Genomic DNA, 24,646 nt, shown 5'->3' on the forward strand with positions numbered 1-24,646 from the left:
GATTCCCCGGCGCGATCAGATCGCGGCGATGAGGTTCGCGACGCCACCGTTCGACGCCGGGCTGGTCACGAGCGAGGTGGTGTCGCCCAGCTTGCGGTAGGCGTGGGTGGCCAGGCAGGCCCGGGCCACGTCGGCGAACTCGGTGTTCGCCTTGTGCGTGGCGATCTCGTCCACGATGGAGACATCTCCCGACTGTGCCGCGAGCCGAAGCCGCCGCTCGAAGTCGACGAGTTCGCGCGCGGCCTCCCGGCCGCCGTCCGGGGTGCCCGGGAACGCGGGCAGCGCCACGGCCTCCACCGGCGCTTCGGTGACCTTCCGGGCCAGCTCCACCTCGTTCTCGTAGAAGTGGAAGGTGCCCGACTGGTGTATGTACGGGCCGCTCGGGACGTTCAGCAGCGAAGCCGCGTACTGCTGCATCCCCATGAAGAGGAAGGCGTCGTACGGCAGGACCGTCAGCGCCTGCTGGGCTCGCATGACGGTGATCCAGGTGAGCGCGCCGTCCCGGAGGAAGAGGTGGACGCCCACGGCGCACGGGTACTCCCGCGACTGGCGGAAATTGTCCTCGGGCTGCAACACCAGGGCGAAGGCACGCCGGTGGGCGGGGTCGCGCTCGATTCGGCCGACCACTTCCTCCAACTGGTTCCCCCTGGAGGTCAGCAGCCGATGGCCGAAAGCACCACTCAGCGTGTGCTGGTCGTCCGAGTACTCATGGGCGCCGCGGCGGTAGTACGCCGGGGTGTCGACGTCGTTGCGGCCGTCCAGGGACCAGGCGAGCAGACCGAAGCAGTAGGAGAGATTGACCGGAAGGTGCGGGGTGACCGCGAGACAGGAGGTCGGGTCGGCGATACGGGTCTGATAGGCCAGGAGTTCGCGGTACGGGCGGTCGTTCTGGCCGAAACCCGAGGCCTTGGAGAGCGGATCGCGCACCGAGTCCACGTCATTGCCGTCCGCGAGTACGTCGCGCAGCCCGGCCGTGTAGGAATCCGCAAACGACTGGTAGTTGGCCATGACATCTTCCCCGTTTCTGGTGATAGACGAAAAACTCGCCACCTGCCTTCAAAACGGACAAAGCGACATCCGTGGCGAGCTCGGTTTCAATCGAGTAGAGCGTTGGAGATCTTCGTTTGTCAATGACGTTTTCAATTCCCTGACGAAGGGAAATACGTCCCAGTCGGGCAGAGGCGAGTCGGTGTTGACACCGACGACTCGGTCTCTGCATGATGACCGGCGGCCAATGGGGCCTGCCCACACACGGGGGTGGCAGATCAAGTGACAGGCCGGATTTTGTTAAACCCTTGGCGCCTCTCTCCACGCTGGCGCATCGGGATCGGCGCGGTAATCGTCGCCATCACTTACGGGGGGTTGATTTCAGCCAAACCCGATTCCGTGCACGGCGGCGTGGGCGGTCCGGCCGCCCTCCTCGCCCTGTGCGGTTACACGCTCGGGGCGATGCTGATCGTCTCCGGCGCGGTGGCAGGGCTGCCGACGACGACCGTGGCCCTGCTGCCGGTGGCGATCACCATCAACATCGTGATGGGAAAGATCGTCTACTTCAGCGGCCTGCCGCTCCAGCTCGACTCGATCGGCACCGTGCTCGTCGGCGTCCTGGCCGGACCGGCAGCGGGCGCCGCCACCGGGGCTCTGGCCAGCATCGTCGTCGGTATGACCATCACTCCCGGAGCTCTGCCCTACGCGGTGACCGCCGCCCTGATCGGCTTCATCGCGGGAACCCTGGCGCGGGCCGGCTGGTTCCGGCGCCTGCCGACCGCCCTGCTCGCGGGAGGTGTGATCGGCGTGGCCGCCGGCATCGTCTCCGCCCCCATCACCGCCTTCGTCTTCGGCAACGCCGGCGGCACGGTGGGGCAGTCTGCCGTCATCGCGACGTTCCAGGCCTACGGAAACAGCATGCTGAAGGCCGCCAGCCTGCAAGGGCTGGTCGCGGACCCCCTGGACAAAGCGCTGACCGTCGCACTGGCCCTGACCCTGCTGGCAGGCCTGCCCTCCGGCTATGTGCACCGTTTCCCCTTTGTGCAGCAGCATCGGGTACTGGCGGTTCACCGCCTGATGCCGAGAAGGACGTGACCCGCATGGACATATCCCCGCACGCGACCGACGACTCGCCCGTGCACCGGCTGAATCCGCTCACCAAGCTGACCTTCGCGGTCACCGTCACCGTATCCGCATTCGCCCTCACCATGACCTGGTGGCCGCTGCTGCTCTTCTGCGCCACGGTACTTCCCATGGTGATAATTTCAGGAACCCTTCGTAAATTCGTGCCCATGCTTCTTGCCCTGTGGGTGCCCGTCGCGCTCACGGTTTACCTGATTCAGGGCTTTTTTTATCCGGACACTCACCGAGTGGTGGCTGAAATCGGCCCCCTGGAATTGAAATATGAGGGCCTGGTTTTTGCCACGCAGACCGCACTGCGTCTTCTGGCGCTCATGGGGGGATTCTTCCTGCTTCTCCTCACCACGCAACCCGGCGCGCTGATGAGCGCGATGACACAGCGCGGCATGTCGCCGAAGACTGTCTATGTCGTCTCGGCCGCCCTGCAGATCGCGCCCGCCCTCACCACCCGGGCCCAGGGCATCATGCACGCCCAGCAGGCGCGCGGCCTGCCGGTCACGGGGCTGGGCGGCCGGGTCCGGGCCCTGGTTCCGATGGCCGGGCCGCTGATCCTCGGCGCCCTCACAGAAGTGGGGGACCGCGCGGTGGCCATGGAGACCCGGGGTTTCGGCACCACCCGCCGCCCCACGTATCTGACCGAGGTGCCGGACACCGCGGCACAGCGGGTCGCCCGGACCGTCATGGGACTGTGCGCCCTCACCGCCGTCGTCACCAACGTACTCGGAGTGCTCCGGTGATCGAATTCAGGGACTTCTCCCTCACCTATCCGACCGGCTCCCGACCTGCCCTCCAGAACATCGATCTCGTTGTGCCGCGTGGCCAGTTCTGTGCCGTGGCCGGCGCCGACGGCGCGGGCAAGACCACCCTCGCGGGAGTCATCAGCGGCGTCGTCCCGCAGATGACCGGCGGCGAGACCACGGGATCGGCACGGGTGGGTGGGCAGCTGTTGGCGGAGACGCAGCCGTCCGAACTCGTCGGCGAAGTCGGCCTGGTCATGCAGAATCCGTTCAACCAGCTGTCGGGAGCACGGTTCTCGCTGCGCGAGGAGCTCGCCTTCGGCCTGGAGAACCTCGGCGTCGAGCGGGCCGAGATGATCCGACGCGTCGATCGCGTCATGGCCGACCTGGGGCTCACCGCCCTGGCCGACCTCTCCCCGTACGAAATCTCCGGTGGGCAGCAGCAACTTCTGGCCATCGGATCGGCGTTGGTGATGAAGCCGGCCGTCATGGTGCTCGACGAACCGACCTCACAGCTCGACGCGGTGGCGACCGGCGTGGTGTTCGAGGCGCTGGAGACCCTGCGGGCGCAGGGCGTCACCGTCATCCTGTTCGAGCACCGGCTGGAGCGGCTGGCCCGGTGCGCGGACCGCGTCCTGATCCTGAACGAGGGGCGCACCGCCGCGGACGGGCCGCCGACCGATGTCCTCACCGACCCCCGGCTCGCGGAGTGGGGAGTGGCCCCGCTGCGCTACACCACGGCCGCACGCCGCGCCGCCGGGCGCGGCCTGTGGGAGTCGGACCGCGCGCTGCCGGTGACCCTGGAGGCGGCCACGGAAGGATTCACCGCCTCGCTCAAGAGCACGAGAACCGCCGGAGGCATGTGATGGTGCTGCGCGTCGACTCCCTCTCCCATCGCTATCCGAACGGAACGACCGCGCTCGCGGACGTCTCGCTGACCGTCAGGGCCGGCGAACGTGTGGCGATCGTGGGCCCCAACGGGGCGGGCAAGAGCACGCTGGCCCGGCACCTGATCGGCATCGCCCGCCCCACGTCGGGGACGGTCACGGTGGACGGTCGCGATGCCGCCGGGCTCGAGATCGCCGAACTGGCCCGCAGCGTGGGCTTCGTGTTCCAGAACCCGGACGACCAGCTGCACGCCGCCACGGTGGCCAAGGAAGTCGGCTTCGGCCCTCGCAACCTCGGCTTCCCCGCCGACCGTCGGACCGCCCTCACGCAGTGGGCACTGCAGGTGACCGGTCTGACCGGGGAGGCGAACAGCCATCCCCGGCATCTGTCGTTCGGCGAGCGCAAACGGGTCGCCTTCGCCTCGGTCCTCGCGATGGACACCCCGATCATCGTCCTGGACGAGCCCACCACCGGCCAGGACCACCGCTCCGTCGTCCTGCTCGAAGAACTCATCGCAGACCTGCACGAGCGGGGAAGGACGATCCTGGCCATCACCCATGACACGGACTTCTGCGCGGAGAACTTCGACCGGGTCGTCGTCCTGTCCGAAGGCCGCGTGCGGTGGGACGGTCCTGTGGAGCGCTGGCTGGAGGGAGCCAGGAGTCCGTCCATGTCCGCCTTCGAACAGCCCCAGATGGCCCGGCTCGGCCGACGACTCGGCTGGCCGACCCCCGTGGCCACGGTCGACAGCTTCCTGGACCAGCTGACCGACCACGCCGCGGCTCGGTGACGTCGCGGGCGCCGTCGGCGTTCTTCGCCACGCTCGCGGCCGCGCCGCCGGACTCGGCTGTGTGCACGGCACATTCCGTTCCGGCGGAGCCCTGACGACCGTCTGCGCACCCGCCGTTCGGCGGGAGGCGACCCGCGCCGCCACCGACCGGAACTCAGCGGCCGTGACGGGAGCGCGATGCCCCGGGCACGGTCGCTGAGTCGCCGGGAGGTGGAGAGCGGTCGCGCGCTTCGGGAGGTCGGTGTGCGGCCGACCGTGCGGCTCAGATCGCCGCGGCCGCCGCGCGTCCTGCCTGGCGTCCGGAGAACAGGCAGCCGCCGAGGAAGGTGCCTTCCAGAGAGCGGTAGCCGTGCACTCCTCCGCCGCCGAATCCCGCGACCTCACCGGCCGCGTACAGACCGGGAACCGGGGCGCCGGAGGCGTCCAGAACGCGGCCGGAGAGATCGGTCTGCAGGCCGCCCAGGGTCTTGCGGGTGAGGATGTTGAGCCGCACTGCGATCAACGGTCCCGCACTGGGGTCCAGGATCTTGTGGATCGCGGCGGTGCGGCTGAGTGAATCCCCCGTGTAGGCCAGCGCGTTGCGGATACCCATCACCTGAACGTCCTTCGTGTACGGGTTGTCGATCTCCCGGTCCCGCGCCTCGATCTGCCGCTGGAGGTCGGCCAGTTGGATCAGGCCGTCGCCGGTCAGCTTGTTCATCCCGGTGACGAGTTCGGAGAGGCTGGAGCCGACGACGAAGTCGACACCGTTCTTCTTGAACTTCTCGATCGGCTCCGGCGTCTGCCAGATGCGCGAGAGAAGCATCAGGATGTCCTTGTTGGTGAGGTCCGGGTTCTGCTCGGAACCGGAGAGCGCGAACTCCTTCGCGATGATCTTCTGTGTGGTGACGAACCAGGAGTAGTCGTAGCCGCTGTCGGTGATCGACTTGAGGGTGTGCAGAGTGTGGTAGCCGGGCATGTCGGGGGCGGAGAAACGCTTGCCGGTCGCGTCGAACCACATCGACGACGGTCCCGGGAGGATACGGATGCCGTGGTTGGCCCAGATCGGGTCGTAGTTCCTGAGGCCCTCCGTGTAGTGCCACATCCGGTCGGGGTTGACGATACGGCCGCCCGCCGCCTCGGTGATCCCCAGCATCCGCCCGTCCACATACGCCGGCACACCGGTGACCATGAATTTGGGCGGGGTGCCGAGCCGGGCCGGCCAGTTCTGCCGTACCAGATCGTGGTTGGCCCCTATCCCGCCCGAGGTGACGATCACGACGGGAGCGCGGAGCTCGAAGTCGCCCACCACCGTGCGGGAACTGGCCTTGCCGCGCGCCGCCGTACTGGGTTCGAGGACCGCGCCGCGCACACCCGTCACCACACCGCCGGTGCGCACGATCTCGTCGACGCGGTGCCGGAACTTGAAGGTCACCTTCCCGCTCGCGACCGCGGCCCGCACCTGCTTCTCGAACGGCTCGACCACGGCCGGACCGGTACCCCAGGTGACATGGAAGCGGGGCACCGAGTTGCCGTGTCCGTCCGCGAGGCCGCCGCCGCGCTCGGCCCAGCCCACGATCGGGAACCAGCGGATCCCCAGTCCGTAGAGCCAGGACCGCTTCTCACCCTCGGCGAAGTCCACATACGCCTCGGCCCACTTGTGGGCCCAGTAGTCCTGACCGCCCGGGTCGTCGACACCGCGGTCGAAGCCTGCCGTACCCAGCCAGTCCTGCCACGCCAGTTCGCGGGAGTCCTTGATTCCCATCAGCCGCTGTTCGTCGGAGTCGATCAGGAACAGACCGCCGAAGGACCAGAACGCCTGACCGCCCAGGTTGGACTCGGGTTCCTGGTCCAGGAGCAGCACCTTGCGCCCCGCGGCGGCCAGTTCGGCCGTCGCGACCAGACCGGCGAGGCCACCGCCGACGACGATCGCGTCGGCGTCCGCCGACCCGGCCGCGAACGCCGGTAACGCTTGCGCGGCGAGGGCGGCGCCGGCGACCACGCCGCCGGCCACCGTCAGGGCTCTTCGTCTGCTGATCACCGTGGGGGACGCCGAATTCTCCATGAGATGCCTTCCGGAAGAGGTACGGGACGTGCGGGAGGTGCGGGAAGTACGCCGGACATACAACGGTGTGCCGCGACATCCCTGTTGTTACCGCCGGTAGCACCCGGGGAAACCGAGCCCGCGTGAGCGAAGTGGCGACCACCACCAGAACAGACCGCCGCAGGCCTACCCCCAGCCCGGCTTCACCCGCCTCTCACCGTCCTGGCGTTCCTCTCCCGACTGGCTCCGCCAGGTCCTCGCCGGGCACGCCCCCGAGCCCGGCGCCGCGCGCACCGAGAACGCTCCCCCTACGCTCGGAGAACCCGCGAGCTGAGCGACGACGGAGGTCCCACATGCTTGCGTCCTGGTACGACGAACAAGGCCCGGCCGCGGCCGTGCTGGGGGTCGGCGAACTCCCCGACCCCGAGCCCGGCCCCGGTGAGGTCCGGGTCCGTGTCACCGTGTCGGGGGTGAATCCCGGGGACACGAAGAAGCGGCGCGGGTGGCTCGGCTCGTCGATGCCGTATCCGCGGGTGATTCCGCACAGCGATGCCGCCGGGGTGGTCGACGTCGTGGGGGACGGTGTCGACGCGCGCCGGGTCGGACAACGGGTCTGGGTCTACGGCGCCCAGTCGTACCGGCCCTTCGGCACCGCCGCCCAGTACACCGTCGTACCCGGGGACCTGGCTGTTCCCCTGCCCGACCACCTCGGCGACGAACTCGGCGCGAGCCTGGGCATTCCCGGGATCACCGCGCACCGGACCGTGTTCAGCGACGGGCCGGTGGACGGGAGGACCGTGCTGGTGCACGGAGTGCTCGGCGGGGTCGGCTCCCTGGCCGCTCAGCTCGCCCGCTGGGGCGGAGCCACCGTGCTCGCCACCGTCCGCCGCGGCGCCGACCTGGACCGCGTCGACCCGGCCATCGTGTCCCACGCCGTCGCCCTCGACTCCGCGGACCCGGCGGCGGCAATCCGCGCGTACACGCCCCGGGGCGTGGACCGCATCATCGAAGTGGCGCTCTCCGACAACGCCGACCTGGACACCGCCGTCGCCGCGACGGACGCGGTCATCGCCGCCTACGCCACCCGCGCCGACCGGACCGAAATCCCCTTCTGGCCGCTGCTGTTCAACAACGTCACCCTGCGGCTGATCGGCAGCGACGACTTCCCCGCCGCGGCCCGACGCCAGGCGGCCCGCGACCTCACCGCCGCGGCTGCCGTGGGCGCCCTCACCGTCGACATCGGCGACCGCTACCCGCTGGAGGACATCGCCCAAGCCCATGACCGCGTCGACGCCGGCGGCCGGGGCAGGGTGCTGGTGACCGTCCCCCACTGACCGTCCCCGACCGACCGGGCCACCGTCGCGGGGCGGCCGGTGGGACGGCTGACGGGACGGCTGACGGGACGGCCGGCCACCGAGCCGTCAGGTCGTCTTCACCGCCTTCATAGTGAAGTGTGAGGTGACGTTCTTGATCCGCGGGATGGTCATCACCTGCCCGCTGAGGAAGGTCTCGTAGGCGGCCAGGTCCGCGACCGCCACACGCACGAAGTAGTCCGGGCTGCCGAACAGCCTCCTCAGCTCGATGACCTCCTCGGCCTGCGCCATGGTCTGCTCGAAGCGTTCGACCGTCTCCGCGTCCTGGGCTTCGAGGCTGAGGTCGATGAGCACCTCGAAGGAGCGGCCGACCGCGAGGGGGTCGATGACGGCCCGGTAACCGCGGATGACACCGTCGGCCTCCAGCCGCTGCACGCGCCGCAGGCAGGGCCCCGTCGTGAGCCCGACCCGCTGCGCCAGCTCGACGTTGGTCAGCCGCCCGTCCCGCTCCAGCTCGGCAATGATTGCCAGATCGATCGTATCCACGTCAGAAGATTGCACCCCAGACCGTCGAGCGCGCAATCTTCGCAACCACATGGCGCGCGTTTTCCGGGACGATAAACACATGCACCACGACGTTCCGTCCCTCGCGGCCCTGCCGGAAGCCGCCCCGCTCGCGGCCCGGGCTCCCGCCGAGCGGCGCCGGCAGATCACCCTGGGAGTCCGCGACTCCTTCTCCGCAGGCCTCGGGATCTTCCCCCTGGGGATCGCTCTCGGCCTGCTGATCATGCAGGCCGGCCTGCCCTGGTGGCTCGCCCCCGCCCTGTCCCTGGCCGCGTTCGCCGGCTCCCTGGAGCTGCTGCTGGTCGGCATGATGGCCACCGTCACCCCACTGGCCGCGGTCGCGCTGACCGTCCTCGTGGTCAACTTCCGGCACGTCTTCTACGCCTTCTCCTTCCCCCTCCACCTGGTCAAGCACCCCGTCGCGAAGACCTACGCCGTCTACGCCATGATCGACGAGGCATACGCCGTCAACGCCTCCCTGCCCGAGGCGGAACGCTCGGCGCCCCGGCTGCTGGCGATGCAGATCGCCTGCGAGACCTACTGGGTCGGCGGCGGTCTGGTGGGGGTCGCTCTCGGCGCCGCGCTGCCCGCGCCGGTCAAGGGCCTGGAGTTCGCCCTGTGCGCCCTGTTCACCGTGCTCACCCTGGACGCGTTCCGTTCCCGCAGCGAACTCCCCTCCGTCCTGCTCGCCGGTGCGAGCGCCGCGCTCGCGCTCGTACTGACCCCGGGCCTCGCCATGTTCACCGCGCTGCTGATCTTCGTCGGCCTGCTCCTGGTGCGCCACACGCTCACCACTCGCCGACCCGCCCAGGAGACCACCGATGCCTAGCACCTCGTATCTCATCGCCGTCCTGGCGATCGTCTTCGCTCTCACCTTCGCCCTGCGCGCCCTGCCGTTCGCGGTACTGCGCACCCTGCGTGGCTCGGCGTTGGTGCGGCGACTGTCCGTGTGGATGCCGGTCGGCATCCTCGCGATCCTCGCCGTGACGGCCCTGCACGGCACGATCACACGCGACCCGCACGGAACGGGGTACGCGCTGCTCGCGGTCGCCGTCACCCTCGGCGTCCACCTGGCCTTCGGCCGCCGCACGATCCTGAGCGTGGGCATCGGCACCGCCGTCTACGTCGTCCTGCTCAATACTCTGTGATCAGCCCTGTGATCAGCCCCGCGAGCCGCCCGAGGAGAAACGTCCGTTGAACACCGGCACCCCGGCCCCCGACAGCTACTACGAGCGCATCGACGAGCACCGCTACAAGCCGACCGCCCACGCGGGCGGAGCCTGGGACCCCGACGAACAGCACTTCAGCCCGCTCGGCGGCCTCGTCGTCCACGCCGTCGACCGTCATCTGGCCGGGCGGCCGGACACCGGCCTGGTCCTGTCCCGGATCAGCTACGACATCCTGGGCCGACCCGCCCTCGACGAGTGCGAGATCCGGGTGGAGACCATCCGCCCGGGCCGCACCATCGAGTTGCTGGAAGCCGTCGTGCTCATCGCCGACCGGCCCGTGGTCCGCGCCCGTGCCTGGCTCCTCGCCACCGTCGACACCTCCGCCGTCGCCGGAGGGCCCGACGACCGGCTCACCCCTCCCCAGGCGCTCACCCCGTGGGCGATGGCCTCGCTGTGGCCCGGCGGATACATCGCCTCTCTGGACGTCCGCCCGGTCGCACCACCCCGGACGGGCCGTACGACCGCCTGGATCTCCACCCGCCACGCCCTCGTGGCCGACGAGCCCAGCAGCACGCTCGCGTCCTACCTCGCCCTCGTCGACACCGCCAACGGCATCGCCGTACGGCAGCCGCCCACCGCCTGGATGTACCCCAACGTCGACCTGACGGTCCACCTCCACCGCCAACCCGAGGGCCACTGGACCGGCCTGGACACCACGGTCACCTTCGGCCCCACCGGCCAAGGCCTCACCAGCACCGTCCTGCACGACCTCAACGGCCCGGTCGGACACGCACAACAGGTCCTCACCGTCCGCCCCATACCGGGCCAGTGATCACGGGCGCCGCCTGCTCGTGGCTCGGAAGCGGGGCGGTCACTTGTCGATCTGAAGTACCGCCATCATTCCCGCGTCCTCATGGTTGAGGATGTGGCAGTGCAGGACCGTCTTGCCCGGAAAGTCGAGGAACCGGATACGGACGACCATGTTTCCGCGTGGAGGGACGTCGACGGTGTCCCGCAAGCCGTAGTTGACCTGCGGCTCGCCGTTGATGCTCATCACCTGGAAGTCGTTGGTGTGGATGTGGAACGAGTGCACCTCGTCGCTGTCGTTCTTGATCGTCCACTCCTGGACGGTGTTGAGCTTGGCCCGGAAGTCGATGCGGTTGTGGTCGAACTGCTTGTGGTTGATGTAGAAGAGCGTGCCCGCCTTGTTCTCCGTGAAGATGACCGTCTTGCGTGCCGCGACGGCCTCCTTCGCCAGGTCGTCCACCGGGGCGAAGGCTGTGGGCAAGGCCGCGGGTCGCATCGGTTCACCCTCGGACCGGACCGTGGCCAGTGTCGCCTCGGGGAACTGGTTTCCGGCCTTGCCGGAGTTGTACGGCAGGGTCCGCAGTTGCGACTCGCCGGCCTTCGGGCCCTGTACGAGCACGTCGTAGCGGGCACCGGCCGGGATGACCATGGAGTCGACGGAGTAGACCCTGTTCACCGGGTAGCCGTCCTGGGCGACGATGTGGAACTTGGTGCCCGGCAGCGTCACTTTGTAGAAGATGTTGGCCCCGATGTTCGCGAGGCGCCACAACTGGGTCTCGCCGGGCCTGATCCGGATCCGCGGGTTGAGCTGCCCGTTGACGGTGCGTGTCGTGGGTGCACCGATCTTGAGATGCGAGGTCTTGATCTGGTCGCCCACGAGTTGGAAGTCCTTGAGCGCGACGGCGTGTTCTGTGATCCCGCGGAGCGGCGCGGGCAGATACGTGTCGAGGCCGTCCACCACGATCAGGCCGGACATGCCGCCGGCGGTCTGGGAGGTGGAGAGCGTGTGCGGGTGGGGGTGGTACCAGTACGTACCCGGCTCGAGGCTCTTGGGGAAGGTGTACTCGTAGGTGAAGGTCTTCCCTGGCTCGACCTTGAGGAAGACGTTGTCCGCATGGCCGGCGGGCGAGACGTGCATGCCATGGACGTGCAGATTCGTCTGATGGTCGAGCTTGTTCTCGAAGGAGATCACCATCCGGTCCCCCGGCCTCAGACGGAGCGTGGGCGGCATGTACATCCCGTTGTACGTCAGGGCCCACAGATCGCGGCCTGCCAGGCGCACCTTCTTGCGTTCGACGACGATCCTGGTCCTGAGCAGTCCGTTCCTGCTCACGATCTGCACGGGGTCGCGCAGATCCTGCGTTGCCCGCGCGGTGAGGGCCGGCGACGGGGACACGGTCTGCAGAGGACCCGTCGACACCTCCGGATGCTCGAGTGCACTCATCTCGGTGTGCGTGGTACACCCCGCGGCCAGTGCGAGTGCGGCAAGTGCGGATCCGATGACGGTCCGGGTGCGGCGGGCATGTGCGGACAAGCTGAACTCCCATGCATGGCACAGAGGGAAAACGGGCGGCCGTGAGCCGTCATCATGCATGGTGAAATCAGGCGAAATCGGCCACGACCCCCAGTGAACTTGGATTCGACTCAGGGACGCATGGTCAGGCGGTCAGCTCCGTCTGGGCCGGGGCCGCGGTCATGGGGGCGTGGCGGATGTACCACTCGGTGGCGAACAGCCGCTCCCGTGCCTCCGGCGAAAGACCGGCGATCACCCCCGGCAGAGCTCCCCGCTCGACCTCGGAGCGGTGCGCCAGTACGGCGGCGATCTTCCGCTCCATCCAGGGGCCGACATCGACAGTCGCGGTGACCTGTTCGTCCGGAACGCTGTACACCGTCTTGCGCGCACCGATCGCGTCTCTCAGCGCCGGCACGGCCGAGTGCGGGTGCGTGGCCAGGTAGAGGGCACGCGGCTGCCAGGGGGCACCGGCATCCGGGTAGAGCTGCCCAAGCCCTGCCGCTTGGGCAGCGAGCATGGTCACCCGATGGGTGTGGACGTGGTCCGGGTGACCGGGCAGCCCGCCGTAGGCGTCATGGGTGACCATGATGTCCGGGCGGAATGCGCGGATGTGCGTCACCAGCCGGCGCACCGCCTCGTCGAGCGGCGCCTCGCAGAGCCGCGCACAGCCCGGGGCCGACTGCGGTACACGCGCATCTGCGTAGCCGAGCATCCGCGGTGTGCCGGCGCCGAGGATCCGCAGTGCCTCGGCCAACTCCGCCGCGCGCGGGGTGTCCGCGGCCCAGGTCGCCGTCACCACCGCGGTGCGCGCGCCCGCGGCTGCGTGACGGGCGAGCACCCCGCCGGCCGACAGTGACTCGTCGTCCGGGTGCGCGAAAACCGCGAGCAGGCTCGGCACGGGCATGGACGGACCGCCTTCCAGCGCGAAGGAGACCCGATCGTACGTCCCCCGGGGCGGCGCGCTACCGGCCTCCGGCCTGCCGCCGAGTCGCGCCGTGGGCGGCCTGGTTGAGGGGCCGTAGCGGAATCCGTGGTGCGGTGTCGGGGCTTTCGGTTTCAGTCGGCGACGGGCACGGACGGAGCACCCGGTGGCATGTTGAACGGCGTGACCACCTGGATGGCCGAGGGCAGCGACGGTCCGTCGTCGGGGAGTGCCTTGTGGGCGCGCATGATGATCTGGCAGGCGCGGCGCATGTCCTGGCGCAGGTCATGGTGGAGGACCGCGGACAGACGGCGTTCGCGCAGCAGACGGGTGTTGTCGTGGTCGAGGTCGTGGGCGATGAACGCCTCGCACTCCCGCCCGAGCGCGTCGAAGGCGTCGAGGGTGGCGAGGTTGCCCCCGCCCACGGAGTAGACGGCGATGATGTCCTCGTCCCGCTTCAGTGCCTCCAGGACGAGATCGTGCTGGGTGGCGTCCAGGCCGTCGCTGTCGGTGACCTCCACCAGGGATCGTCTGGGGTCGGCGAGGCGCATCGCGCTGCGGAAGCCCATCTCGCGTTCCTCCTCGCCCCGGAAGGAGCCCCGGCTGATGGTGGTGAGCACGTTGCCGGGCCGCTTGCCCAGCCACTGTCCGAGGAGGTAGGCGGCGGTGGCCCCGGCCGCGCGGTTGTCGATGCCGACGTACGCCAGGCGTGCGCTGTGGGGCAGGTCGGTCACCAGGGTGACGACGGGGATGCCGGCCGCGACCAGCCGACCGACCGCGGCCGCGATCTCCGGCTCGTCGGGGGCCTTGAGGATCACGCCCTGCGTACCACTCCTCGCGATCTTGTCCAGGGTGCCGATCAGTTCGGCGGGAGGGCAGGTCTCCCGGAAGTGGAAGCGTGAACGTACGAGAGCGGGATGCAGAGAGGGCAGTTCGGCTTCGAGTGCGTCCCGTACCGCGGTGGAGAACCGCTCCGGAGTCTGCATCACGATGTCGATCATGAAGGTGCGGCCACCGAGCCGGACCTGGCTCTGCTGGCGGTCCAGGTCCTTGATGGCTTCGTGCACCTCCCTGACGGTGCTCTCCGTCACGTTGCCCCGCTCGTTGAGGACGCGGTCGACCGTGGCCGTACTCAGTCCGGCCTGCCGGGCGATTTCCCTGATCGGGTAGCGGTGTCGCATGACTGATCCCAAGAGCCGATGATGCATTTTTGATGTACTGACAAGCATTGAATGATGGATTGATGGGCTCAAGACTGGCAGAAACGCACGGACTGCGAAAGGACCCGGATGTCTCCCACAGCCGCAGGAGCGCGGACTTGGCTGACCGAGGCGGACTGCGATCTCGACGCGTTCCGCTCGCTCGTGGAGCAGCGCACCGACCCCGCCGACCACCCCTCGGCCGAACGGGTCGACCAGAACGTCCCGCTGTACGACAGCGATCGGCTCCGCTCTCTGGCGATCTCCCCGGAAGGCCGTCGGAGCGTGCAGGACGAGTTGGCCGGGGTCCTGTCGGACGGGCCGGGCATCGTGATCCTCAAGGGCGCCTTCCCGGACGCGGCCGTGGTGGACGCGGCGTCCGAGGCCTTCCGCGCACTGATCGAGGAGGAGCGTGCGAGCGGCACGGCCCGCGGCGACCACTTCGCCAAGCCCGGCGCCAACGACCGCGTCTGGAACGCCCTGGACAAGGTGGCCGTACGGGCGCCCGAGGTGTTCGCCGACTACTACGCCAACGACATCCTGGAGCTGATCGCCGAGGCCTGGCTCGGCCCCGCCTACCAGGTCACCTCGCAGGTCAACGTGGTCAACCCGGGAGGCGCGGCGCAGAACGTCCACCGCGACTACCACCTCGGCTTCCTCTCCCAGGAGCGCGCCGCGGCCTACCCGGCGCATGTCCACCGGCTCTCGCCGGTGCTGACCCTGCAGGGCGCGGTGGCCCACTGCGACATGCCCGTCGAGTCCGGCCCGACCCTCTACCTGCCGCACTCGCAGAAGTTCGAGCCCGGCTATCTCGCCTGGCGACTCCCGTGGTTCGTCGAGTACTTCGACGCCCACCACGTCCAACTCCCCCTGGAGAAGGGCGACGCGGTCTTCTTCAACCCGGCGCTCTTCCACGCCGCCGGGCACAACCGTTCGGCCGACATCAGGCGCATGGCCAATCTGTTGCAGATCTCCTCCGCCTTCGGCCGCGCCATGGAGTCGGTGGACCGCGAGGCGATGGCGAACGCCCTGTTCCCGGTGCTGTTGCGCCGTAAGTCCGAGGGCGTCGCGGAGGACTGGCTGCGCCGCGTGATCGCGGCCACCGCCGAGGGCTACCCCTTCCCCACCAACCTCGACCTCGACCCGCCGGTGGACGGTCTCGCCCCGCCCTCCCAGGCGGACACCGTCCGGCAGGCCGTCGCCGAGAACTGGGACCCCGAGCGGCTGCGCCAGGAACTGCAGGCGGGCGCCAAGCGCCGCCAGAGCTGACAGCGACACGGCACTCAGGGGACTTCACGAGGACAAGGCCGTCCTCGGAAACGGCGGGAGCCAAGACGTCGGCGCGGGCATCGTGCGGGCCGGCGCAGGGGAAGGCGCGGCCGTCGTCGGCATCGGCTCCCACCACGCCCACGGCGGGCCGCGCCGCCGGGCGCCGTACCCCGCGGCCAAGACCGCTCTCGCCGGCCTGACGCACGAACGCCGCCCCCGCCCACCGCTGGGACCACATCGTCTTCGGCGGTCAGGACCGAGCCGCCCTCGGGCAGAAGGAGCACGCATCTCATGCGCATAGGAGTCATGGGGCTGGGCCGCATCGGCGCCTTCCATGCGGAGACCCTCGCCGGGCTGGACGGGGTGGACTCCCTGGTGGTCACCGACCCGGTGGCCGCGGCCGTCGCCACGGCCACCGAACGCTTGGGGGCCACCGCCACCGACTCTCCCGAGGCCCTGCTCGCCGCCGGCGTCGACGGCGTCGTGATCGCCGCCGCGACCGACGCGCACCCCGACCTCATCCTCGCCGCCGTGCAGGCGGGCATCCCCGTCTTCTGCGAGAAGCCCGTGGCCCGCCGGGCCGAGGAGAGCCTGGAGGTGCTGCGTGCGGTGGAGGGCAGCGGCGTCGAGGTGCAGATCGGCTTCAACAGACGCTTCGACGCGGGCTGTGCGGCCGCGCGCCGGGCCGTGCTGAGCGGTGAGCTCGGCGACCTGCACACCGTACGGTCCACCACCCTCGACCCCGCCCCGCCGCCGCCCGCCTACGTGGCCGTCTCCGGCGGCATCTTCCGCGACTGCGGCGTCCACGACTTCGACATCGTGCGCTGGGTGACCGGCCGCGAGGTGGTCGAGGTCTACGCGACCGGTGGCAACCGCGGCGCGGAGTACATCCGTGCGGCGGGCGACGTCGACACGGCGTCCGCCCTGCTCACCCTGGACGACGGCACCATCGCCGTCATCTCCGTCTCCCGCCACAACGCCCGCGGTCACGACGTGCGTCTGGAGCTGCACGGCATGAAGGACAGCATCGCGGTGGGCCTGGAGGACAGGCTGCCGCTGCGCTCCGTCGAACCGGGCACCACCTTCCCGGCCGGAACGCCGCACACCTTCTTCATGGACCGGTTCGCCGACGCCTACCGCGGCGAACTCACCGCGTTCACCGAAGTCGTCGCCGGCCTCCGTACCTCCCCCTGCACGGTCGCGGACGCCATCGAGGCGAGCTCGATCGCCGAGGCGTGCACCCTGTCCCTGCGTGAACACCGGCCCGTACGACTCGAAGAGGTGCGCACGTGATGACGGACGAACCCCTGCGGATCGGAGTCCTGGGAGCGGCCCGGATCGCCGAGCTGTCGATCGTGGGACCGGCCCGGGCAACCGGCCACCGCCTGGTCGCGGTGGCCGCCCGCGACCGCGACCGTGCCGAGGCCTTCGCCGCCACGCACGGCGTGGAGCGGGTGGTGGACTCCTACGCCGAGCTCGTCGCCGACCCGGAGATCGAGGTCGTCTACAACCCGTTGGCCAACAGCCTGCACGGGCCGTGGAACCTGGCCGCCCTCCAGACCGGCAAGCACGTCCTCACGGAGAAGCCGTCCGCGAGCAACACGGCGGAGGCGGCCGAGGTCCACGAGGCCGTCGCCAAGGCGGGCACGGTGTTCATGGAGGGCTTCCACTATCTGTTCCACCCGGTCACCCGGCGCCTGCACGAGCTGCTGGACAGCGGGGAGTTGGGCGACCTACGGCACGTCGAGACCATGGTCGCCATGCCCGCGCCACCGGACGACGACGTACGGTGGCAACTCCCGTTGGCGGGCGGCGCGTTGATGGACCTCGGGTGCTACAGCCTGCACGCCCAGCGCATGCTCGCGCCGTGGGCGGGCGGGGCGCCCCGGCTGGTCACCGCGCGCGGCGGGGAGAAGGCTCGGTCGGCGGGAGTCGACGAGTGGCTGGACGTCGATCTGGAGTTCCCGGGCGGCGCCACGGGCAGCGCCCGCTGCCACATGGCCCACCACACATGGCAGATGAGCTGCCGCGTCGTGGGCTCGCGCGGCGAAGCCACGGCGGTGAACTTCGTACAGCCGCATCTGGACGACCGGGTCGTCGTCCGTACGGCCGCCGGTGAGCGCACCGAGGAACTCGGCCGCCGGTCCTCGTACACCTACCAACTCGAGGCCTTCGCCGCCCACCTGCGGCACGGGACGCCGCCGGCACTCGACGCCGACGACGCGCTGACCACGATGCGGCTCATCGACGACTCCTACCGGGCGGCCGGGTTCCCGGTACGGCCACGTACGGTCCTGCCGGCCACGGCATGACGAAGAGCGAACGGGAGAGGGCGGAACGGTCCGGTACCGCCCTCTCCCCTTCCCTGTGCGGCCCCCCGGTAGAAGGCCCACTGAGAGAGCACACAAGTGGCCGCCGTGACGTTCAGACCTGAGGCTTGTCAGGTGTTCCGCAGTTGGGCCATGCGATGTCGTCAACGGCGAGAAACAGCTCGCCGGCCACGGTCGCGGGGGTTGCCCCGGTGAACGCCCTGACGTCACGGTGCAGGTGGGACTGGTCGGCGTATCCCGCGTCGGCCGCGACTTGGGCCGCGCCCTCACCCGCGACCAGGCGGTGGGCGGCATGGTCGAAGCGGGCCAGCCTCACGGCGCGCTTGGGCGGCAGGCCGAGCTGCGACCGGAACCGGGACCACAGGCGCTTACGGCTCCATCCGACCTCGGCCGCGAGTCCGTCGACCCGGGCCAGGCCACGGCTGCCGATGATCCGGTGCCAGGCCCAGGCCACCTCCGGTTCTACCGGCGGCCCCGCCTCATACCGGCGGGCGAGCAGCGCGTCCGTCAACGCGAAGCGATCCTGCCACGACGGGACATTGCGCAGTTGCTCGCGAATCCGGGACGCCTCCCGGCCCCACAGGTCGCCCAAGGACACGACGGCACCGTCGAGGTCGGCGGGCGAGGCGCCCAGAACCGCGCGTGCGATCACCGGGGACAGGCGCACCTGCACGCACTCGACGTTCTCTCCCCACGCCCGGACCCCGCCTCCGGACCCGAACCCGGGCCCGGCGACCATGCTTCCCCGCTGTTGCTGCCCGGCGATCGGCGACCGCGCCCTCGAAGGCCACGAGGCCGCCCGCAAGCGCGGCAAGACCATCGGCGGCGCGGGCGTCACCCACATCGGCACCGATGTCGACATCCGCCTATGGGCCTTCGCGGACCACGTCCGGCTCAAGGTACGAGGCTCCGGCAGCAGCCCGCCGGCCCCTCGCTTCTGGCACTCCCCGAAGAGGACAACGCCCAGGTCCAGCACGGTCGAGGCGTCCTCATGGTGGAGGCCCTGGCCGGACTGTCGAACAGCTCCCCGAACGCCTGACGCGCACCGGGGGCCGGTCGGAGCCACAGGGGTGTTGTGACATGCGGGCCGCCGAGGTCGGCCTCGGTATCACTCCTCGGAGTTGTGCCTTACTCAGCCCAGGGTTCGAAGCCGGTCTGGAGAACGGCTCCGAGGGATGTTCGCAGCTGGGCCGCGTCGCCGGTGCCGTAGCGCTCCTCGAACTGGGCCTGCACGGCTTGCCACAGTGGTAGCGCCGCCTTCATTCGGGCGAGGCCGTCCGGCGTGAGCGTAACGATCCGTGCGCGGCGGTCGACGGCCGATGGTTCGACGGTCACCAGGCCCTCCCGCGCGAGCGGCTTGAGGTTCGAGGCCATCGTCGTACGGTCCATGGCGATCATGTCGGCAAGGGCGGTGATCGTCACTTCTCCGTGGGCGCTGAGCTTCTGCAGGATGCTGAACTGCGTGGCACGAAGACCGACCGGGGCCAGGGCCTTGTCGTAGGTCGCGCCGAGGTACCGGGCCGCCTTGCGTAGCGCCAGGTTGTTGCACGGGTCGTCGCGGTTCGTTGACGGAGCGGTCATCGTTTCCTCCAGAGCTTCACCCCCCAGGATACGAGCATGTACTCGCATCCGTGAAGGGGCCCCTCCCCATCACCTGTGCGCGTGGCACTCACCGGGCTGAAGGACCGCGGATCCACCTGCGCGTCTGCAGGCTGAGCGACGGCGGCCACGATGACGGCGCTGGAGGCGCACCATGTGGATCCGCTGCAGATGGAGGCACTCGCAGGCTTGTTCACCCAGCCGCTGCACCGCGGGGGGATGGCCGGGCCGTGCATGAGCGTGCCCCTCCTTCACCGACCTGGGGGCGGGCGCCGGCAAGAGCCGCGCAGGATGAGCCCCTGAACAGGCCGCGAGCCCCGGACGGCCCGGTCCGGGGCCGCGACCGAATCCTGCCGCCAGATTGATCGGGGGCAACACTCGACCTTGCGGCGTCCGCCTGTTGTTGTTGTCGAGCAACAACAGTGTCCATCAGGGGTGTTGGCGGCCGCGTGGTGTGTGGTGACGCAGGTCCGGGCTGCCGAAGGGGTGTGGGGGGCGCCGCATCGCGTGTGGTTCCGAGTCGCCGCTCTGGTGGGGCCGCAGTGGTCGAGAAGGGAAACCGAGCCATGCCCCATGCTCGACGTGTATGTAGCCGAGGGCACCCTCGGGGCCGGCGCCGAGGCGGCGCTGCTGAACCGGATCACCGAGTTCCTGATCGGCTACGAGGGGTTTGATCCCGCCGCCCCGGGACCGGTCGCGGAGGCCGTCCTCGATGCCGGGAAAGGGGACCGGCCGCGCGACCCACGGTGCGTGTGCGCGTTCTCGGCCGAGATCCCCGAGGGGTACTGGGGCGCCGCCGGTCACCCGGTGTACCGGTACGTCGTACGACCGGGTTCTCGACCTGTTCGCATGGCGTGCCACGTGGTTCAGCATCGGGCAGGAACTCACTGCTCGCGGGGGATACGGCTGGGTGACCGCCGAGCCGTGTCCGGCGCCGTGCCGCCCGGCCCCCTCGATGTCGTCCGCTCCGCCTCGGCCGGGAATCGGTCCATCGGTCGTAGGGCCGTGGCGTGTCGTGCACAGCCTTACCGCCGTGGCTCGGGGCGGTCACTGGGTGATGTGGAAGGTCACCGTCCTGTCGGCGGTGCGCGCGACCGCGTTCACTGCCGACTGCGTCCCAGCTCATCCTGGCGTTCGGTCCGTTGCCACGGCGCGTCCGAGCGGGTGGGATGCGCGCCGGCGGCGAGCCGCAGCGCGTACACCGTCCCGTCGGTTGCGGGGACGGGCCCGAGATACTGATGTCCGGTCAGGTGGCACCAGGCGGGCAAGTCGAGTGGTGCGGCGGGGTCGGTGGCGATGACGTGAACGATGGTGCCTGGTGCCGCCCCGTCGATGGCCCGGCGCAGGCGCAGCAGGAGGGCGACGCAGAGCAGGCCGGTGCCGTCGACGGTGAGTTCCGCTTGGGCGGGCTGGGTGGGGTGTCTCATCGGCCGCTTGTGGTGGCGGCGATGGCGGGGAGGACCGCGAGGGCGAGGAGGCCGCCGGTGAGGGCGAGGACGGGGAAGCCGGCGGCGGCCACGACGAGGCCGGAGGCGAGGCCGCCGGTGGCGCCGGCGATGGCGATGGAGACGTCCACCGTGCCCTGGGTTTTGGCGCGGGTGGCCAGGGGCACGGCGTCGGTGATCATCGCCGTGCCGGAGACGAGGCCGAGGTTCCAGCCGAGGCCAAGGAGGGCGAGCGCCAAGGCCAGCAAGGCGACGGAGTCCGCGGGCGCCGCGGCGGCGGCGATTCCGGCGGCGAGGAGGGAGAGACCGGAGGCTGCGGCGATCACGGTCGGGCCGTACCGGTCCACGAGCCAGCCGGTCAGCGGCGAGGGCAGGTACATCGCGCCGACGTGAAGGGCGATGACCAGACCGGACGCTGCGGTTCCGTGGCCGTGGTCGTGCATGTGCACAGGGGTCATCGTCATGATCGCGACCATGACGAGCTGGGTGAGGATCATCGTCAGCGCGCCTGGTATCAGCCCGGGACCACGCTGGTGTGCGGGAACCGTCCCGGCGGCGTCACCCGTCGTGCGCCGCTCCTGGAGGTCGAGGCTGCGGGCGAGCAGCAGGGGGTCGGGGCGCAGCCAGACGGCGAGGACCAGGGCGGCCAGCGCGTAGGCGGCGCCGGAGAGCAGGAACGGCCCGGCCAGGGCGGGGATGCCGAGGGTGTCGGCGAGGTCGCCGGTGGGCGCGGCGAGGTTGGGGCCGACCACTCCGCCGAGGGTCGTGGCGACCAGGACGGTGGAGACGGCCCGGGCGCGGTGGGCAGGCTCGGCGAGGTCGGCTCCGGCGTACCGGGCCTGGAGGTTGGTGGCCGTACCGGCGCCGTAGACGAACAGGGCGATGAAGAGCAGCACGGGGCTGTCGGCGACGGCGGCGGCGATGACGCCCGCGCTGCCGACGCTGCCCGTCAGGTATCCCGCTGCCAGACCCGGCCGGCGGCCCCGGGCCTGGGAGACGCGACCCACGGCGACGGCGGCGAGGGCCGAGCCCGCGGTGAACAGGGCGCTGGGCAGACCCGCGAGCTCGGTGGTGCCGAGCATGTCCTGCGCCAGGAGGGCTCCGACGGTGATGCCGGCCGCGAGTCCCGCCCCGCTCAGTATCTGGCTGCTGACCAGGACGGCGAGCACGCGACGCTGTGCCTCGGGCCGCGGGGACATGACGGCAGTGGTGTCCCGGGCGGTGCTTGTCACAGGCGGGTCTCTCCCCACGGCTGCAGAACGTCGACGACGAGATAGCCGTCGACACGGCGTATGTGCTCACTGTCGGGGTCGGAGGGGAGCGCATGCCCGAGGTCGCCCGCGCGGACCTCGCTGATCCACTGGTCGTGCTGGTACTCGTGGTTGATGAGCACGGTGAGCAAGTGAGTGGCGACGACGGTGAGTTGCGTGGGGGCGCCGACCCGGCCGGTGGCGATGTCCCCGATGCGGGCGTGCACGCGTTCGGCGACGGTGGTGCGGAACTCGGTGAGCCGCTTGACCGTGGGCAGTGTGCCGCGGAACTTCTCCGGATTCGCCGAATCCATGAGCCCGTCCAGTTCCGGGTCCGGGCTGGGCTCGGCCGCGGTGAGGTTGCGGATCATGAAGTGGGCGACGTGGGCCTGGTGGCCCAGGTGCCAGCCGATGGCGCTCGAGTCCTCGTGCGGGCGCCAGGTCACCTCGTCCGGCGTGAGGTCTTTCCACAACTCGTCGGTGTAGGCGCAAGCACGGTCGTACTCGCGCAGCAACGCGTCTATCTGGAACATGAGTTCACCTCATCCATCGTCAGGGACGCCGTCACCGCTCGCTCGGCGGCGGCGAGAGCGCCCTCCATGTGCCCGGCGTACTGGGCGGCCGTCTCGGTCGAGGCCCAGTGCAGCCTGCCGCCCAGCGCGGGCCGCTGGTAGAGGGGATGCCCGAACAGTGAGTAGTCGGCCAGGTGGTGCACGGCGGGCGGAGCGGTCCACCGCTCGCTGCTCCAGTCCTGCACCCGGAGCGTTTCGGGTTCGGCGGCGGCAGGACCGAAGAGCTGCGCCAGCTGAGCGATCACCGCCTGCTCGAAGCCTGAGCCGACGGCCTGGGCCGGAGCGAAGCCGAGCAGCGCGGCGGGCCGTCCGTCGGGGCCCGACATGTCGTGCAGTTCCTGCAGCGGGCCGGTCCTGCTGACCACCGCTCCAGCGAGCCCTTCGCCGCGCCAGAAGGCGGTGGGATAGCGGGCGACGACCTTGGCGACCGCCCCCATCCACACCGGGGTTGACCTGGCGAGACGGGCCAGTTCCGCGGGCAGGTCCGAGCCGACGTCGATGCGTGCGAGGGCGAGTGCGGGAGGCACCGCCACCACTACGTGTTCAGCGTGCAGCACCCTGCCCGCCGTACGGACTTCGAGCCCACCGGTGGCGCGGCGACGGAGCGCCGTGACCGGGGTGTCCAGCCGCAGGACGTCCGAGGGGAGTTCAGCCGCGAGGGCACGGGCAAGGGCGTCCGCCCCGAGCGCGAAGCGTCGGGCCGGGGCGTCGATCAGGTTGCCGGGCAGCCTTCGTACACCGGTGGCTTCCTGCACGAGCGTGTCCCCCGCGAAGTGCTGCTCGAAGGTGCCGACACCGAGCCGCGCGGCGAGATCCGCGATGCGCCGCTCACCGTCCCAGAACCAGGTGGCCCCCAGGTCGAGGGCCCCGGGCGGGGCGGGTGTGCTGAGCAGACGCCCGCCGCAGCGGTCCCGGGCCTCCAGGCACACGGTGTCGCGCCCGGCGGCGACCAGGGCGGCGGTCGCGGCAAGGCCGGCGATCCCGGCACCGACCACGACGACGTCGTGGCCGTCATGCTGGAGCATGTACGGCCTCCTTTCTTCGCTCTATGACGCTCTATGACGCTCTACGACGGCGGTCAGGCGCCGGGAATGAGGACCATCCGGCAACGGGCCCTGCCGTCCCGCTGGGTGTCGAGTGCCTGCTGCGCTTCCTCCAGCGGGACGGTCTGCACCCGGGGGCGGACACCTGTGGCGACCGCGAAGCGCATGGCCTGTTCGGTGTCGGCGGGGCTGCCGGTCAGATGACCGGTGACGCTGCGAGCCCCCATGACGAGCTTGGCCAGGGGAAGGTGCAGGGGAGATCCGTCGAAACCGACGACGGTGAGCCTCCCGTGCGAGGCCAGCCCGTCGACCAGCTCCGCGAGTGGCTTGCTGCTGGAGGCCGTGGACAGGATCAGCCGCGCCCCTCCTACCTTCCCCAGCGCCGCTCCGGGTTCCGCCCGCTCGGTGTCGATGTAGTGCCGTGCGCCCAGTTCCTCGGCGAGTTTCCGCTTCCGTTCGCCCCGGCCGATCGCCACCGTCTCGAACCCCATCGCCGCGGCGAACTGCACCGCCAGATGCCCCAGACCGCCGATCCCGAGGACGGCGACCAGGTCGCCCGGCCCGGCACCGGAGTACCGCAGGGCGTTGAAGGTGGTGACGGCGGCGCAGCCGAAGGGCGCGGCCTCCGCCGCGGACAGGCCCTCGGGGATCCGGGCGAGAGTGGAGGCGGGAACCGTGATGGTGCTCGACCAGCCGCCGGGATACGCCATGCCCGGCACCTTCCGCTCCGGACAGTGCACGACATCCCCGGCACGGCATGCCGAGCAGTGCCCGCAGCTGCCGCCGAACCAGCCGACGGCCACTCGGTCCCCCACGTCCCAGCCCTCCACCTGGGGGCCCAGTTCCGCGATCACGCCGGCGATCTCATGGCCCGGAGTGACCGGGAAGCCGGCCGGCGGAGCGGGATTGCGGACCGTACCGATGTCGGCGCCGCAGATGCCGGTCGCCTCCACGTCGATACGCACCTCGCCGACCCCAGGTGGCCGCTCCTCAACAGGGACGACCCGTACGGCAGCCCCGGGCTCCGCCACCTGTGCGGCCCTGTGAATACGGTCAGAATTCCGGGACACGAGAAACTCTCCTTGA

24 protein-coding genes are annotated in these 24,646 nt (G+C 70.3%); 11 read left to right on the plus strand and 13 right to left on the minus strand.

Going from position 1 to position 24,646, the window contains the following annotated elements; all coding sequences use genetic code 11:
- Positions 1–15 precede the first annotated feature (15 nt).
- The gene (locus ACZ7M2_RS23325) at positions 16–1,008 is read right to left on the minus strand and encodes a thymidylate synthase (RefSeq protein WP_471596869.1); all 993 of its coding nucleotides are present in this window, start codon (positions 1,006–1,008) and stop codon (positions 16–18) included.
- A gap of 261 nt (positions 1,009–1,269) precedes the next feature.
- On the opposite strand from ACZ7M2_RS23325, the gene ACZ7M2_RS23330 reads away from it, so the two are divergent.
- From ACZ7M2_RS23330 to ACZ7M2_RS23345, 4 genes are read left to right on the plus strand one after another with little or no spacing between them, the layout of a single operon-like run.
- The gene (locus ACZ7M2_RS23330) at positions 1,270–2,082 is read left to right on the plus strand and encodes a hypothetical protein (protein ID WP_075027958.1); all 813 of its coding nucleotides are present in this window, start codon (positions 1,270–1,272) and stop codon (positions 2,080–2,082) included.
- Positions 2,083–2,087: 5 nt separating this feature from the next.
- Positions 2,088–2,864, plus strand: coding sequence for an energy-coupling factor transporter transmembrane component T family protein (locus ACZ7M2_RS23335; protein WP_471596870.1), 777 nt, complete (start codon positions 2,088–2,090; stop codon positions 2,862–2,864).
- Complete coding sequence (locus ACZ7M2_RS23340) at positions 2,861–3,730, plus strand: energy-coupling factor ABC transporter ATP-binding protein (RefSeq protein ID WP_471596871.1); 870 nt, start codon at positions 2,861–2,863, stop codon at positions 3,728–3,730. The genes ACZ7M2_RS23335 and ACZ7M2_RS23340 overlap by 4 nt, the downstream gene beginning before the upstream one ends.
- Complete coding sequence (locus tag ACZ7M2_RS23345; protein ID WP_471596872.1) at positions 3,730–4,542, plus strand: energy-coupling factor ABC transporter ATP-binding protein; 813 nt, start codon at positions 3,730–3,732, stop codon at positions 4,540–4,542. The genes ACZ7M2_RS23340 and ACZ7M2_RS23345 overlap by 1 nt, the downstream gene beginning before the upstream one ends.
- A gap of 262 nt (positions 4,543–4,804) precedes the next feature.
- Here the strand turns inward: ACZ7M2_RS23345 and ACZ7M2_RS23350 are convergent, their stop codons facing one another.
- A complete protein-coding gene (locus tag ACZ7M2_RS23350; RefSeq protein ID WP_471596873.1) occupies positions 4,805–6,586 on the minus strand; it encodes an FAD-binding dehydrogenase in 1,782 nt (593 codons plus the stop codon).
- 332 nt (positions 6,587–6,918) lie between these two features.
- Here ACZ7M2_RS23350 and ACZ7M2_RS23355 point away from each other — a divergent pair, with 332 nt between their 5' ends.
- Entirely contained in the window at positions 6,919–7,899 is a 981-nt protein-coding gene (locus ACZ7M2_RS23355; protein WP_471596874.1) for an NADPH:quinone reductase, read from the plus strand.
- Positions 7,900–7,986: 87 nt separating this feature from the next.
- On the opposite strand, the gene ACZ7M2_RS23360 is transcribed toward ACZ7M2_RS23355, so the two are convergent.
- Positions 7,987–8,424 carry an Lrp/AsnC family transcriptional regulator gene (locus ACZ7M2_RS23360; RefSeq protein WP_471596875.1) on the minus strand — a complete coding sequence of 146 codons (438 nt, stop codon included), beginning with the start codon at positions 8,422–8,424 and terminating at the stop codon, positions 7,987–7,989.
- 79 nt (positions 8,425–8,503) lie between these two features.
- Between ACZ7M2_RS23360 and ACZ7M2_RS23365 the strand changes: the two genes are divergently transcribed.
- From ACZ7M2_RS23365 to ACZ7M2_RS23375, 3 genes are read left to right on the plus strand one after another with little or no spacing between them, the layout of a single operon-like run.
- A complete protein-coding gene (locus ACZ7M2_RS23365; RefSeq protein WP_352044998.1) occupies positions 8,504–9,271 on the plus strand; it encodes an AzlC family ABC transporter permease in 768 nt (255 codons plus the stop codon).
- A complete protein-coding gene (locus tag ACZ7M2_RS23370; protein ID WP_471596876.1) occupies positions 9,264–9,590 on the plus strand; it encodes a branched-chain amino acid transporter permease in 327 nt (108 codons plus the stop codon). Before ACZ7M2_RS23365 ends, ACZ7M2_RS23370 begins: the two co-directional genes overlap by 8 nt.
- A gap of 46 nt (positions 9,591–9,636) precedes the next feature.
- Entirely contained in the window at positions 9,637–10,443 is an 807-nt protein-coding gene (locus tag ACZ7M2_RS23375; protein ID WP_471596877.1) for a thioesterase family protein, read from the plus strand.
- A 39-nt stretch (positions 10,444–10,482) separates the two neighbouring features.
- On the opposite strand, the gene ACZ7M2_RS23380 is transcribed toward ACZ7M2_RS23375, so the two are convergent.
- The 3 genes from ACZ7M2_RS23380 to ACZ7M2_RS23390 all read right to left on the minus strand — a co-directional run bounded on the left by ACZ7M2_RS23380 (position 10,483) and on the right by ACZ7M2_RS23390 (position 14,034).
- Positions 10,483–11,862 (minus strand): multicopper oxidase family protein, encoded by a 1,380-nt coding sequence (locus ACZ7M2_RS23380; protein WP_471596878.1) that lies wholly within the window; start codon positions 11,860–11,862, stop codon positions 10,483–10,485.
- 214 nt (positions 11,863–12,076) lie between these two features.
- The gene (locus ACZ7M2_RS23385; protein WP_471596879.1) at positions 12,077–12,835 is read right to left on the minus strand and encodes a PIG-L family deacetylase; all 759 of its coding nucleotides are present in this window, start codon (positions 12,833–12,835) and stop codon (positions 12,077–12,079) included.
- A 152-nt stretch (positions 12,836–12,987) separates the two neighbouring features.
- The gene (locus ACZ7M2_RS23390; protein WP_471596880.1) at positions 12,988–14,034 is read right to left on the minus strand and encodes a LacI family DNA-binding transcriptional regulator; all 1,047 of its coding nucleotides are present in this window, start codon (positions 14,032–14,034) and stop codon (positions 12,988–12,990) included.
- Between the two features lie 108 nt (positions 14,035–14,142).
- On the opposite strand from ACZ7M2_RS23390, the gene ACZ7M2_RS23395 reads away from it, so the two are divergent.
- The 3 genes from ACZ7M2_RS23395 (at position 14,143) to ACZ7M2_RS23405 (ending at position 17,633) form a co-directional block, all read left to right on the plus strand.
- Complete coding sequence (locus ACZ7M2_RS23395) at positions 14,143–15,321, plus strand: phytanoyl-CoA dioxygenase family protein (RefSeq protein ID WP_471596881.1); 1,179 nt, start codon at positions 14,143–14,145, stop codon at positions 15,319–15,321.
- Positions 15,322–15,612: 291 nt separating this feature from the next.
- Positions 15,613–16,614, plus strand: coding sequence for a Gfo/Idh/MocA family protein (locus tag ACZ7M2_RS23400; protein ID WP_471596882.1), 1,002 nt, complete (start codon positions 15,613–15,615; stop codon positions 16,612–16,614).
- Positions 16,614–17,633, plus strand: a complete 1,020-nt coding sequence (locus ACZ7M2_RS23405) for a Gfo/Idh/MocA family protein (RefSeq protein WP_471596883.1) — start codon at positions 16,614–16,616, stop codon at positions 17,631–17,633. The genes ACZ7M2_RS23400 and ACZ7M2_RS23405 overlap by 1 nt, the downstream gene beginning before the upstream one ends.
- Before the next feature lie 112 nt (positions 17,634–17,745).
- Here the strand turns inward: ACZ7M2_RS23405 and ACZ7M2_RS23410 are convergent, their stop codons facing one another.
- From ACZ7M2_RS23410 to ACZ7M2_RS23440, 7 genes are all read right to left on the minus strand, one after another.
- Positions 17,746–18,471 carry an AraC family transcriptional regulator gene (locus ACZ7M2_RS23410; protein ID WP_471597020.1) on the minus strand — a complete coding sequence of 242 codons (726 nt, stop codon included), beginning with the start codon at positions 18,469–18,471 and terminating at the stop codon, positions 17,746–17,748.
- 308 nt (positions 18,472–18,779) lie between these two features.
- The gene (locus ACZ7M2_RS23415) at positions 18,780–19,232 is read right to left on the minus strand and encodes a MarR family winged helix-turn-helix transcriptional regulator (protein WP_471596884.1); all 453 of its coding nucleotides are present in this window, start codon (positions 19,230–19,232) and stop codon (positions 18,780–18,782) included.
- Between the two features lie 1,118 nt (positions 19,233–20,350).
- Positions 20,351–20,677: a sulfurtransferase TusA family protein gene (locus tag ACZ7M2_RS23420; RefSeq protein ID WP_471596885.1), complete on the minus strand. Its 327-nt coding sequence runs from the start codon at positions 20,675–20,677 to the stop codon at positions 20,351–20,353.
- Complete coding sequence (locus ACZ7M2_RS23425) at positions 20,674–21,927, minus strand: MFS transporter (RefSeq protein WP_471596886.1); 1,254 nt, start codon at positions 21,925–21,927, stop codon at positions 20,674–20,676. The genes ACZ7M2_RS23420 and ACZ7M2_RS23425 overlap by 4 nt, the downstream gene beginning before the upstream one ends.
- Complete coding sequence (locus ACZ7M2_RS23430) at positions 21,924–22,478, minus strand: DinB family protein (RefSeq protein ID WP_471596887.1); 555 nt, start codon at positions 22,476–22,478, stop codon at positions 21,924–21,926. The genes ACZ7M2_RS23425 and ACZ7M2_RS23430 overlap by 4 nt, the downstream gene beginning before the upstream one ends.
- The gene (locus tag ACZ7M2_RS23435) at positions 22,466–23,542 is read right to left on the minus strand and encodes a flavin monoamine oxidase family protein (protein WP_471596888.1); all 1,077 of its coding nucleotides are present in this window, start codon (positions 23,540–23,542) and stop codon (positions 22,466–22,468) included. Before ACZ7M2_RS23435 ends, ACZ7M2_RS23430 begins: the two co-directional genes overlap by 13 nt.
- Positions 23,543–23,595: 53 nt before the next feature.
- Positions 23,596–24,630 (minus strand): alcohol dehydrogenase catalytic domain-containing protein, encoded by a 1,035-nt coding sequence (locus tag ACZ7M2_RS23440; protein ID WP_471596889.1) that lies wholly within the window; start codon positions 24,628–24,630, stop codon positions 23,596–23,598.
- Between the last annotated feature and the right edge of the window lie 16 nt (positions 24,631–24,646).

The organism is Streptomyces sp. NPDC111507 (genome assembly GCF_055638955.1).

Excerpts from the sequence above, each read along its gene's own strand:
- ACZ7M2_RS23325 (WP_471596869.1), bottom strand. The coding sequence starts at position 1,008 with ATGGCCAACTACCAGTCGTTTGCGGATTCCTACACGGCCGGGCTGCGC.
- ACZ7M2_RS23335 (WP_471596870.1), top strand. The coding sequence starts at position 2,088 with ATGGACATATCCCCGCACGCGACCGACGACTCGCCCGTGCACCGGCTG.
- ACZ7M2_RS23345 (WP_471596872.1), top strand. The coding sequence starts at position 3,730 with ATGGTGCTGCGCGTCGACTCCCTCTCCCATCGCTATCCGAACGGAACG.
- ACZ7M2_RS23350 (WP_471596873.1), bottom strand. The coding sequence starts at position 6,586 with ATGGAGAATTCGGCGTCCCCCACGGTGATCAGCAGACGAAGAGCCCTG.
- ACZ7M2_RS23355 (WP_471596874.1), top strand. The coding sequence starts at position 6,919 with ATGCTTGCGTCCTGGTACGACGAACAAGGCCCGGCCGCGGCCGTGCTG.
- ACZ7M2_RS23365 (WP_352044998.1), top strand. The coding sequence starts at position 8,504 with ATGCACCACGACGTTCCGTCCCTCGCGGCCCTGCCGGAAGCCGCCCCG.
- ACZ7M2_RS23370 (WP_471596876.1), top strand. The coding sequence starts at position 9,264 with ATGCCTAGCACCTCGTATCTCATCGCCGTCCTGGCGATCGTCTTCGCT.
- ACZ7M2_RS23380 (WP_471596878.1), bottom strand. The coding sequence starts at position 11,862 with ATGAGTGCACTCGAGCATCCGGAGGTGTCGACGGGTCCTCTGCAGACC.
- ACZ7M2_RS23385 (WP_471596879.1), bottom strand. The coding sequence starts at position 12,835 with ATGCCCGTGCCGAGCCTGCTCGCGGTTTTCGCGCACCCGGACGACGAG.
- ACZ7M2_RS23390 (WP_471596880.1), bottom strand. The coding sequence starts at position 14,034 with ATGCGACACCGCTACCCGATCAGGGAAATCGCCCGGCAGGCCGGACTG.
- ACZ7M2_RS23395 (WP_471596881.1), top strand. The coding sequence starts at position 14,143 with ATGTCTCCCACAGCCGCAGGAGCGCGGACTTGGCTGACCGAGGCGGAC.
- ACZ7M2_RS23400 (WP_471596882.1), top strand. The coding sequence starts at position 15,613 with ATGCGCATAGGAGTCATGGGGCTGGGCCGCATCGGCGCCTTCCATGCG.
- ACZ7M2_RS23405 (WP_471596883.1), top strand. The coding sequence starts at position 16,614 with ATGACGGACGAACCCCTGCGGATCGGAGTCCTGGGAGCGGCCCGGATC.
- ACZ7M2_RS23410 (WP_471597020.1), bottom strand. The coding sequence starts at position 18,471 with ATGGTCTTGCCGCGCTTGCGGGCGGCCTCGTGGCCTTCGAGGGCGCGG.
- ACZ7M2_RS23415 (WP_471596884.1), bottom strand. The coding sequence starts at position 19,232 with ATGACCGCTCCGTCAACGAACCGCGACGACCCGTGCAACAACCTGGCG.
- ACZ7M2_RS23420 (WP_471596885.1), bottom strand. The coding sequence starts at position 20,677 with ATGAGACACCCCACCCAGCCCGCCCAAGCGGAACTCACCGTCGACGGC.
- ACZ7M2_RS23430 (WP_471596887.1), bottom strand. The coding sequence starts at position 22,478 with ATGTTCCAGATAGACGCGTTGCTGCGCGAGTACGACCGTGCTTGCGCC.
- ACZ7M2_RS23435 (WP_471596888.1), bottom strand. The coding sequence starts at position 23,542 with ATGCTCCAGCATGACGGCCACGACGTCGTCGTGGTCGGTGCCGGGATC.